Annotated in this window: 9 protein-coding genes and 2 tRNA genes (1 of these 11 cut by a window edge); 3 read left to right on the top strand and 8 right to left on the bottom strand. The window is 61.8% G+C overall.

Annotated features, from left to right (window positions below):
* Positions 1–23 (bottom strand) — tRNA-Arg (locus tag V8683_RS06650); it reaches 154 nt to the left of the window's first position.
* A gap of 118 nt (positions 24–141) precedes the next feature.
* Here V8683_RS06650 and greB point away from each other — a divergent pair.
* Positions 142–708, top strand: a complete 567-nt coding sequence (gene greB / locus V8683_RS06645; protein WP_411188885.1) for a transcription elongation factor GreB — start codon at positions 142–144, stop codon at positions 706–708.
* A 95-nt stretch (positions 709–803) separates the two neighbouring features.
* Here greB and V8683_RS06640 read toward each other — a convergent pair whose 3' ends face one another.
* Positions 804–1,961, bottom strand: a complete 1,158-nt coding sequence (locus V8683_RS06640; protein ID WP_411188886.1) for a porin — start codon at positions 1,959–1,961, stop codon at positions 804–806.
* Positions 1,962–2,485: 524 nt separating this feature from the next.
* Entirely contained in the window at positions 2,486–2,689 is a 204-nt protein-coding gene (locus tag V8683_RS06635) for a hypothetical protein (RefSeq protein ID WP_411188887.1), read from the bottom strand.
* Positions 2,690–3,096: 407 nt separating this feature from the next.
* On the opposite strand from V8683_RS06635, the gene V8683_RS06630 reads away from it, so the two are divergent.
* Positions 3,097–3,300 (top strand): cold-shock protein, encoded by a 204-nt coding sequence (locus tag V8683_RS06630; protein WP_028205165.1) that lies wholly within the window; start codon positions 3,097–3,099, stop codon positions 3,298–3,300.
* A 279-nt stretch (positions 3,301–3,579) separates the two neighbouring features.
* Positions 3,580–4,761, top strand: a complete 1,182-nt coding sequence (locus V8683_RS06625) for an exonuclease domain-containing protein (RefSeq protein ID WP_411188888.1) — start codon at positions 3,580–3,582, stop codon at positions 4,759–4,761.
* Between the two features lie 15 nt (positions 4,762–4,776).
* Here the strand turns inward: V8683_RS06625 and V8683_RS06620 are convergent, their stop codons facing one another.
* From V8683_RS06620 to pepN, 5 genes are all read right to left on the bottom strand, one after another.
* Positions 4,777–5,367, bottom strand: coding sequence for a chorismate mutase (locus V8683_RS06620; RefSeq protein WP_411188889.1), 591 nt, complete (start codon positions 5,365–5,367; stop codon positions 4,777–4,779).
* A gap of 256 nt (positions 5,368–5,623) precedes the next feature.
* Positions 5,624–5,773, bottom strand: coding sequence for a hypothetical protein (locus V8683_RS06615; protein WP_027795377.1), 150 nt, complete (start codon positions 5,771–5,773; stop codon positions 5,624–5,626).
* Positions 5,774–6,447: 674 nt separating this feature from the next.
* Positions 6,448–6,523: transfer RNA gene (locus V8683_RS06610), tRNA-Thr, on the bottom strand.
* Positions 6,524–6,584: 61 nt separating this feature from the next.
* Entirely contained in the window at positions 6,585–7,601 is a 1,017-nt protein-coding gene (locus tag V8683_RS06605) for a class 1 fructose-bisphosphatase (protein WP_411188890.1), read from the bottom strand.
* 168 nt (positions 7,602–7,769) lie between these two features.
* Positions 7,770–10,457 (bottom strand): aminopeptidase N, encoded by a 2,688-nt coding sequence (gene pepN, locus V8683_RS06600; RefSeq protein WP_411188891.1) that lies wholly within the window; start codon positions 10,455–10,457, stop codon positions 7,770–7,772.
* Between the last annotated feature and the right edge of the window lie 61 nt (positions 10,458–10,518).

Genomic DNA, 10,518 nt, shown 5'->3' with positions numbered 1-10,518 from the left:
CTATCCAACTGAGCTACAGCCGCACGCAGAAGTGAGATTATAGCAGAGGTTTGAAAAAAGGGAAGGCTCTTATCGCGATTTGTCCTCGCGCGGGCATCGTGTAACCTGTGTGCAGGTTGCAAGTATCAACACTGAATCATCATGAACAAGGCATTTGTCAAAGAATCGAACGACAGCGACGACGACGATCTCGAAGGCGGTTTGCCCGAGATTCCTGCCGGCGCGAAAAACTATATGACGCCGGCTGGTTACCAGCGCATGCGCGGCGAACTGCTGCAATTGATTGACGAGGCGCGTCCGGAAGTCGTCAAACTCGTCTCGTGGGCTGCCTCGAATGGCGACCGTTCCGAAAACGGCGACTATATCTACGGCAAGCGGCGTCTGCGCGAAATCGACCGGCGCATCCGCTTTCTCACCAAACGGCTCGATCTTGCCGAGGTGGTGGACAGCAGCCGCCAGGAAAACACCGATCAGGTGTTTTTCGGCGCGACGGTGGAGTACGGCACCGACGACGGCGAACTGCATACGATCACCATCGTCGGTATTGACGAAGTGGATCTGGACCACGGCCGCGTGAGCTGGATTTCGCCCGTTGCGCGGGCGTTGCTCAAGGCGAAGATTGGCGATCAGGTGACGCTGTACACGCCTGCGGGCCCCGCCCCGATCGACGTGCTCGACGTGCGGTATCCCGCAGCGGGCGAGGCCTGAGCATAGCCGCGGCCGCGCGGAGCGAAATGGAAAAAGGCGCCGCCAGGGCGCCTTTTTCGCTGCTTCCCGCGTGCTCTGGGTCAGCAGGACGTTGCTTAGAAGCGGTGACGCATACCTACCGTCACGGCGACCTGGTCTTGCGTATTCGACGCCGAACTCAGACCGTTCAGGTAAGCGCCGACTTCCGGATTCGACGAGACGTGCTGCCAGTCGCCTTGCAGGTAGACGTCGGTGCGTTTCGAGAGCAGATAGTCGGATTGCAGCGCGACCGTGTTGTAGTTCGGGTTCACACCGCCGCCCAGATTCGCGCGGGTGTACGTGTATGAACCTGCGAGGCTCAGGGCCGGAGTCAGGGCATAACGGATGTTGCCTTCGAAGTTCTGGAAGCGTGCGCTGTTCGCGTTGAACGGAACGCCCGCGGTCGCAACGCCTGATTTCGCAGGCGAGATGCTGCCGCCCTGCGTGTCGCTCAGGTTGGTCTGCGTGTACACGAAGCCTGCCGTTGCCGGGCCGAACGTGTAGTTGAGGCCGCCGCCGAATGTGCGCTGACGGCCGGCCAGGAAGGTCCATTCGCCCGTTTGCGCGCCCGCGAATGCGGCTTGCTTGACCTGCGGGTTGTTCATGTCGTTGTTCAGTTGCAGGTAACCGGCGGCGACGTTCAGGCCGCCGTAGTTATACGTGGCGCCAAAGCTATAGGCCCGGTTGTTCGCGAATTCGGCGCTGTTCGAGAACGAGTACGTCGTGCCGAACTTGAAGCCCGAGTAATTCAGGCTCGAATACTTCACCGTGTTGTTGAAGCGGATCGAGTTGTTCAGGTTGTCGTTGTCGAACGGATGGGCGGCGATCATGCCGCCGGCTTGCGTCCCGGTGATCGACAGCGGTGCCAGATAGTCGACGACGGTGTCGTACTGGCGGCCGAGGGTCACGGCGCCATACTGATCGCTGGTCAGGCCGACGTATGCCTGGCGGCCGAACATGCGGCTCGATTGACCTGCCGTGCCGTTCATGATGCTGAAGCCGCTTTCCAGCACGAAGATCGCCTTGAGGCCGCCGCCAAGGTCTTCAGAGCCGCGCAGGCCCCAGCGGCTGCCGGTGACGGTGCCGCTCGTTGCTTGCCATGCGCTATGACCGTTTTGGTTGTTGGTGTAAGTGATGCCGGCATCGATCAGGCCGTATAGCGTTACGCTGCTTTGGGCGTGCGCAGCCGTTGCGACAGCGCCCGAGAGGGCGGTGACCATGAGAGTCTTTTTCATCGTTATGAACTCCGAGTGCAATATGGGTTTCCGGGAACCCAGGCTTGCGGAAACCGTTCACGCGAGAGCCGGCGAGAAGGGACAAGCCGCGTGGGACGCATGGATGCGACGAAACCGGTTTCCGGACAGGCAGAGTGTAGAGAGGGTGCGCGAAAGCGAAATATTTCGAAATTCACAATAGTCCATTGTGAAAAGTCGAATTATCTTGAGTGGAGCCTCAACCCCTGGCTGGAAGGGGCTTTGTCCCGCGCGGGTCCAGGTGTAAGCGAAATGTCAACTGAGTGACGTTGCCCGACCGCTACAGTGTGATTGCGAAAATCGGAATAAAAAGATGCCGTGCACCATTGTTGCGACCGGTGTAACACATGATTGTGTTATATGCGCTTAATACGCAGTTCGAACAGCGCATATACTACAAACGCTGCTTTTCGAAGCAGACTTTTTCGTTGACGAAAAAGATCTCCAAACCTTTGTCAGCGCGGCCCCAAGCCGCGCTTTTTTTTGTTCGCGCTATTGCTGCGCGTTCATCTGGCTGGTGCGGCGGGAGGCTCGAGCTGCAAGCTCCAGTCTTCCATCACGTAGTGCCGCGCGTCCATGGGCGAGCAGAGCAGGTTGTGCCAATGGTCCCCGTGCCACGGGCCGTAAGCGTCGAGTTCTTCCACTATGGACGTTGCCGGGTCTTCTGTTTGCACCAGCCACTTAAAACAGCGCCGCAGATTCTTCAGCATGATGACCTCCTGAAGCTTGCCATCCATCCAGATCTTGAATTGAATGTTTTACTTGAACAACCCGTAAAAACACTTACGTTTGATACGTATTGTTACATATCGGGAATTCTTGCGGTGACCGCATTAACACAAGTAATTCGGGTAAAAATGACGCAGGCTTGCGCAGCGCCATAGTTCGGTTTTTGCGCGAATTTTGATGCACGATGGTTTTATCGTGAAAATGGGAAAGCTGTTATAAAAAATTCGCTTGACTGGCGATTGTCGTTCCCCGTATAACGGCAATGCTGATTTTCCGGTCAAGCGCAATACCCATGCAGTTTGCTGAGTTTGTGATGAGGCGGGGATCGGTTGGCTTACGGCGCCAGGGTTAATCCCCGCGTCATCAAAATTTCGAGGGAAACTGAAACATGGAAACCGGTATCGTCAAGTGGTTCAACGATGCGAAGGGCTTTGGATTTATCACGTCTGACGCCGGCGGCGATGACCTGTTCGCGCACTTCTCGGAGATCCGCGCGGACGGCTTCAAGTCGCTGAAAGAAAACCAGCGCGTGTCGTTCGACGTCAAGGTCGGCCCGAAGGGCAAGCAGGCAGCGAACATCCAGCCGCTGTAAATGCATGCTGTGAATGTAGTCTGACACAGGCGCGACGCGCATGTGTCAGAACAGAAGGCCCTGGTAATACCAGGGCTTTTTTATTTTGATCGATTAAAAATAAAGACATGCAATAACGCGAGGCGTCGCGTTATTGTTTTTGCAATCGGGGAAAATCCGGGGAGTGCCGATGTGCGCCATTTGAAAGGTTGAAGTCTTGTATCAAGGAAGGCTGGGCACGTGGCGCCCGAACAGGGCATACTTGGCGCGTTTTCTTACATCCTTGCTTGCTGCTTCACCATGTCCGATATTTCCATGATGCCCGGCGCTGCGCCGGTCGATTCTCCCCTGGTTTTCGTGGATCTCGAGACGACAGGCGGGTCAGTGGGTGAGCATCGGATCACCGAGGTCGGCGTCGTGGAAGTGGCGTCGGGGCAGGTGACACGATGGAGTACCCTCGTCGACCCGCGTCAGGCGATTCCGCCCTTCATTCAGCAACTCACCGGCATTACCGATCAAATGGTGCAGGGCGCACCGACCTTCGACGAGATTGCGCCCGCACTCCTCGAGCGGCTCGACGGCAAGCTGTTCGTTGCCCATAACGCAGCGTTCGACCGGGGTTTTCTGCGCGCGGAATTCGAGCGTGCCGGTTTCTCGTTCAATCCCGACGTCCTGTGCACCGTGCGACTTTCGCGAGCGCTGTTTCCCGGCGAGAAGCGTCACGGACTCGACGCACTCGTCGAGCGGCACGCGCTCGTGCCGTCGGACCGCCACCGGGCGCTCGCCGATGCCGATCTGCTCTGGCAGTTCTGGCAGCGTCTGCCCTCGCTTGTGCCGGAGGAGATGCTCGCTACGCAGATCGACCGGCTGACGCGGCGGCATCGGCTGGCGGGCGAAATCACGGACGATCTCATCGATACCGCACCGGCTGGCCACGGAGTCTATGCGTTCTATGGTGAAGACGACGCGCCTCTCTATGTCGGACGCAGCGTGCGCGTGCGTCAGCGCGTGCGCGCCCATCTGTCGGGGGAGCGCCGCTCGTCGCGCGAGCAGCGGATGGCACAGCAGGTGAGGCGGGTGCAATGGTGCGCCACTGGGGGAGAATTCGGGGCGCTGCTCGTCGAAGCGCAATGGATCGCCGCGCTTCGACCCGCGTTCAATCGCGTGCCGCGCGTGACCCGGCGCGATCCGCTGTCGGCGTCCTGGCCGTTCGATGGAGCCGTGCTGGTCGAGGAGCGCGACGCGGCCGGCGGTGCGAGTGTCCTGCACCTCATCGATCGCTGGTGCTATCTGGGCGCCGTGGCAAGCGTTGCCGAGGCTGCCGAGCGCATTCAGACCGCGGGCGAACCGTCATTCGAAGTGGCGACGTGGCGCATCCTGCAAGGCCGCCTCGAGCGTGGTTTGCGCGTGCAGCCGCTGCAGTTGTCCGGGGCGGGCGCTGTTGCGAGCGTCGTTCAGGGGAGCGGGGGCGCAGCCGGCTGATCCCGTATGGGACTCCTAAGCGGCGCCGCCTACCCCGCCGCCTTCGCAGACATGGCCAAGCGCATCGTTGATCGCGCCAGCCCGTGAGGAATCGTAGCGCGTTAGCTGTTTCCAGTTCGCGAGCGCGCGCCCAAGCCGGGAGGGACAATCCGCCGAGGCCCGCAGCGGCTGAATTTGCACGAGCGCGCCGATCAACTGCCCGGTAAGCCGGTCGAGCTGGGGGCGCATGACGGTAGCAAGATCGGGTGCGGCTCCCGCTGGAGCCTGCGAGGTGCGCCACGTGTCGAAGAGCGCCTTCTGCACTTCGGTGCTCGCGTCGATCTGGTCGCGGAAGAACGCGTGTGCAAACTCGGGGTCGACGCCCGCTGCGGTCGCCCGCTTCTGGACATCGGTGAGCAGTGTCGCTTCGCGCGGCGCGTCGGTGATCGGTTTGTGATGCTCCCACTTCCAATGAGCGACGGGTTCGGCGAGCGAGAGGCGCTGCGAAACGAGCGCGATCAGATTGGTGAGCGCCGTGTCGTCGCCATCGGCGCGGGCGGGGGAAAGAGGTAGGGCGAGCAGCAGCGCCGCGGCGCAGCAGGCGCTTGCGCGAACGAGGGAATTCATTATGCGGTTTCGGTGGAAGTGAGCCGTCGGCTCGGGGTCGCGAAAGGCAAAGGATAGCGGGTATTGGCGATGGAGTAGCCGGTCGCGGATGTACCGGGTCGCGAAGGGATTCGCGAAGCCTCCAGTTGCTGCACTGCGTTTGCCGCGCAGCCCGAACATGCGCTGTCTCTATGTACAGCGCACGCTTTTGCATTAGCGCGCATCGAAGCGGCGGGTCGTCCGATCCGCCGTTCAATGCGCGTGCGCGCTTTCCCCGTTACTTTTGTTCGTGGGCCTTACGTTGCTCGTCAAGAAATGCGCGCACGTGTGCGGGCAATTCGTCGCCGAGGAATTCGACGGCCACCGGTTCCGGATCCGGGCTGAATACTTGGTCCGGGGTCGGAATCCTTGGCGGTTTGGCATCCATGATCTTTCTCCTGTGTAAGGCAATTATCCGACTCGGCCCTTCAAGCGCGCTAGTGCCGTTCACAGTAACAATGCTTTTCAGATGTGCGTGTTGCTTTAACCGCACAACGTCACACGGTAATAACCGGCGCGGAATATAATTGGCTGGATCACTTTTCGTGCTCCGTATGCGCGTTGCTTTCGCGCTTGCGCCTGCCAGCACAAGGGTTCTGAGCGCCCGCGCGTTGGTGCGGCGGGCCGCGCACGGGACACGAGATCATCCCTCCATGTCTGCGCAACGCACGATTAACCTTTGCCGTTGACGCGAAAATTCTTAAATTTTCTTAAACGCAAAAAAAGCGAGTTCGAGTCCATTCGTTTGATTAATTCAATCGCGAATGCCGTTTTCGGGCGATTTACTGCCAGGTGCATATAAACCAGGGCGGTGGTGAACGTGGGCTCCCGCTGCTCGCTTTTGGTAGCTAATGTCCTGGAGGCCTGAAGAGGGGCGGGTGCCGGCACATGCTGCACGTTTTCGTGGTTTGCCGGTCGCGCAGCGGCGTCGATCTTTCTGCGGGAGAGGCTCGCGGGGCGCGAGCACCGATGAGCCGGTTGGCGCGCTTCGGGACCGTAGAAATGAGGCCGCAGAAAACAAAAAGCCCAGTCACGAGGACTGGGCTTTTTGCTTGATTCTTTTGGTGCCGGAAAGAGGAATCGAACCCCCGACCTTCGCATTACGAATGCGCTGCTCTACCGTCTGAGCTATTCCGGCATCAGAGAAGGAAGATTATAGGAAGGATTCACCGTATACACAAGCCCCTCCCGTGCCTTTTTCATTTTTTGGCTTCGTGATGGTAGCGGGTCACGCGCTCGACTTCGTTCTTCGATCCGAGAAACACCGCCACGCGCTCGTGCAGGCTCGTTGGTTGAACGTCGAGGATGCGCGCCTCGCCGTTCGTCGCCGCGCCGCCCGCCTGCTCGACGATGAAGGCCATCGGGTTCGCTTCGTACATGAGGCGCAGCTTGCCGGGCTTCGACGGATCGCGGCGGTCGGCCGGATACATGAAGATGCCGCCGCGGTTCAGGATGCGGTGCACGTCGGCAACCATCGAGGCGATCCAGCGCATGTTGAAGTTCTCGCCGCGCGGGCCGTCCTTGCCCGCATTCAGCTCGCCGATGTACTGCTGTACCGGCTCGTACCAGTGGCGTGCGTTCGAGGCGTTGATCGCGTATTCGCGCGTCTCCTCGGGGATGCGCATGTTGCTTTGCGTGAGCACCCACGAGCCCAGTTCGCGGTCGAGCGTGAAGCAGTTCACGCCGTTGCCGGTCGTGAGCACCAGCACGGTTTGCGGGCCGTACACGGCATAACCCGCCGCGACCTGCTTCGTGCCCGGCTGCAGGAACGAGGCTTCGGTGGGCTGCTGGCCGTCCGGGCAGCGCAGCACCGAAAAGATCGTGCCGATCGAGACGTTCACGTCGATATTCGACGAGCCGTCGAGCGGATCGAACACGAGCAGGTATTCGCCCTTCGGATAGTTGGCGGGGATCGGGAAGAAGGTTTCCATCTCTTCCGATGCCATTGCGGCGAGGTTGCCGCCCCACTCGTTGGCGTCGAGCAGGATTTCGTTCGAGAGGATGTCGAGGTTCTTCTGCACCTCGCCCTGGACGTTCTCGCTGCCGGCGGTGCCCAGTGCATCGCCCAGCGCGCCTTTGCTGACGTTGAAGCTGATCGCCTTGCAGGCGCGGGCGACGACTTCGATCAGGAGGCGCAGATCGGCGGGCAGATTGCGGTGCTCGCGCTGCTGCTCGATCAGGTACTTCGTGAGGGTGGTACGACGTTGCAAAGCCATTGCAGGACTCCGGAAAGGCTTGGGAATAATGCAATTCTACCCGCTCGACCTTGCACGGCCGGGGTGCGGCGGCGCGAAAAAAAATCGACAAAAAAGCCTGCCGGGAGGGCAGGCCTGCAGGGACTTCGCTGCGGCGCAGCCGCTGGGGCCGCGCCGCATTCCGGCCGGTTACGCCAGCGCTTTTTCGACGATCTCGCGCACATCGCGCGACTTCGCACCGGCTGCGACCTTCTCCAGCGCGGCGCGCATCGGTTCGCGCAGTGCCGGCGTAAAGCGGCGCCACAGTTCGAGGCTGCGCGCGAGGCGCGCGGCGACCTGCGGGTTGATCGCGTCGAGGGCAAGCACCTGCTCGGCCCAGAATGCGTAGCCCGAGCCGTCGGCCGCGTGGAACTGCGCGGGGTTCGCTGCGCAGAAGCTGAAGATCAGCGAGCGCGCGCGGTTCGGATTCTTCAGGTTGAACGCGGGATGGCGCATCAGCGCGCGCACGGTCTCGATCACCGGCCGCGCCGTGCTGCCGCGCTGCGCGGCCTGCAGCGCGAACCACTTGTCGATGACGAGCGGTTCCTTTTCGAAGCGCGCGTAGAAGTCTTCCAGCGCCTTGTTCGCGAAGTCGCCGCCCGTAGCCGCCGAGGCGTTCAGCAGTACCGAGAGCGCGGCCGCGCGGTCGGTCATGTTGTTCGCACCGTTGTATTGCGCGGTGGCGAGGCGTACGGCGTCGGCCGGATCGTCGAGTTCCGAGAGGTACGAGAGCGCGAGGTTCTTCAGCGCACGATGGCCGGCCGCCTCGGGTGTCGGCTCGTAGGCGCCCGGGGTGAGGTGCTTCTCATAAGCGGCGAGCCAGTCGGCCTTGAGCGCCGTGCCAAGACGCTTGCGCAGGAACTGGCGCGCTGCGTGCACGGCGGCCGGGTCCGATTCGGTCATCTGTTCGGCCAGGTACGTTTCCGACGGCAGCATCAGCGCGAGTTCGCGGAACGACGGCGAGAGCGCTTCGTCGTTGAGCACGCGGCGGAACGCGTCGATCACGTCGTCGGTGACTTCGAGGGGCTGGCCCGCGCGCGCGGCAAGCGCAAGCAGCTCGCGCGTAGCGAGGCGCTGGCCGGCTTCCCAGCGGTTGAACGGGTCGCTGTCGTGAGCGAGCAGGAAGGCCAGTTCGTCGTTGCCGTACTCGTACTCGACGATCACCGGCGCCGAGAAGTTGCGCAGGAGCGAGGGCAGCGGCTTCGCCGGCACGTCGACGAATGTAAAGGTCTGCTGGGACTCCGTGAGTTCGAGCACGCGCGTCGTGCCTTGCGCGTTCGTCTCGCCTTCGAGGCGCAGCGGCAGGTCCTTGCCGTCCGCGCCGATCAGGCCGATCGCGAACGGGATCAGGAGCGGCCCCGTCTGCGTTTCGCGCGCGGCCGGCGAGGCGTTGCCGTAGTCCTGCGCGAGGGTCACGGCATAACGCTTCTGCGCTTCGTCGTAGCGTGTCGTGACTGTCACGCGCGGCGTGCCCGCCTGGCTGTACCAGCGCTCGTACTGCGTGAGGTCGCGGCCGTTGGCGTCAGCCATGGCGGCGCGGAAGTCGTCGCAGGTCACGGCCTGCCCGTCATGGCGCTTGAAGTACAGGTCCATGCCCTTGCGAAAGCCTTCGCGGCCGAAGAACGTCTGATACATCCGCACGACTTCCGAGCCTTTCTCGTAGACCGTCATCGTGTAGAAGTTGTTGATCTCGACGTAGCTCTCGGGACGCACCGGATGCGCCATCGGCCCCGCGTCTTCGGCGAACTGCATCTGGCGCAGCACGCGCACGTCTTCGATGCGCTTCGTTGCGCGCGCCGCTTCGTTCTCGTCGCCGCCCGACATGGCCGCCGAGAACTCCTGGTCGCGGAATACCGTGAGGCCTTCCTTCAGGCTCAACTGGAACCAGTCGCGGCAGGTCACGCGGTTGCCGGTCCAGTTATGGAAGTACTCGTGGCCGACCACGGCTTCGATGTTGGCGAAGTCGACGTCCGTGGCCGTTTCGGGATTCGCCAGCACGTACTTCGTGTTGAAGATGTTGAGCCCCTTGTTCTCCATCGCGCCCATGTTGAAGTCGCTCACGGCGACGATCATGAAGCGGTCGAGATCGAGTTCGAGGCCGAAGCGCGCCTCGTCCCAGCGGATCGAGTGAATGAGCGAGTCCATTGCATGGCGCGTCTTGTCGAGGTCGTGCGGCTCGACCCAGACTTGCAGCAGCTTTTCCTTGCCCGAGCCGCTCTTGATGCGCTCTTCCAGCGCAACGAGCTTGCCCGCGACCAGCGCGAACAGGTAGCTCGGCTTGCGGAACGGATCTTCCCATTTTGCGTAATGGCGGCTGTCGGGCAGGTCGCCTTCCGCGATCAGGTTGCCGTTCGAGAGCAGTACCGGATACGTGGCCTTGTCGGCGCGCAGCGTGACTGTATAGGTGGCCATCACGTCCGGGCGGTCGAGGAACCACGTGATGCGGCGAAAGCCCTCGGCTTCGCACTGCGTAAAGAAGTTGCCGCCCGAAACGTAGAGGCCCGAAAGCGTCGTATTGGCCGCCGGGTCACAGGCGCCGGTGAGCGTGAGCTCGAAACGGTCGGGCACGTTCTCGACCGTCAGGCCATGCTCGTGCGCGTGCACATTCGCATACGGCTTGCCGTCGAGCGCCGCGCTCACGAACTCCAGTTGCTCCCCCATCAGTTCGAGGTGCGGCATAGCGGCGGCAGCGGGGTTGCGGCGAACGCGCAGCGTGCTTTTCACGATCGTGCGCTCAGGGACGAGGTCGAACTCGAGATCGACGGTATCGATCAGGAAAGCAGGTGGCGCGTAGTCGGCGCGGCGAATCACGTTGGGCGTGGCGGTCGTATCGGACATGGTCGGGTGGGATCTCGTCGAATGGGGCGTCGCGCCCGTTCTGCCGCTTGTGGGGCGCTGC

The organism is Paraburkholderia sp. AV2 (assembly GCF_054968425.1).
Note: the sequence above shows the minus strand (reverse complement) of the source record. Positions and strands in the feature narration are given on the sequence as shown.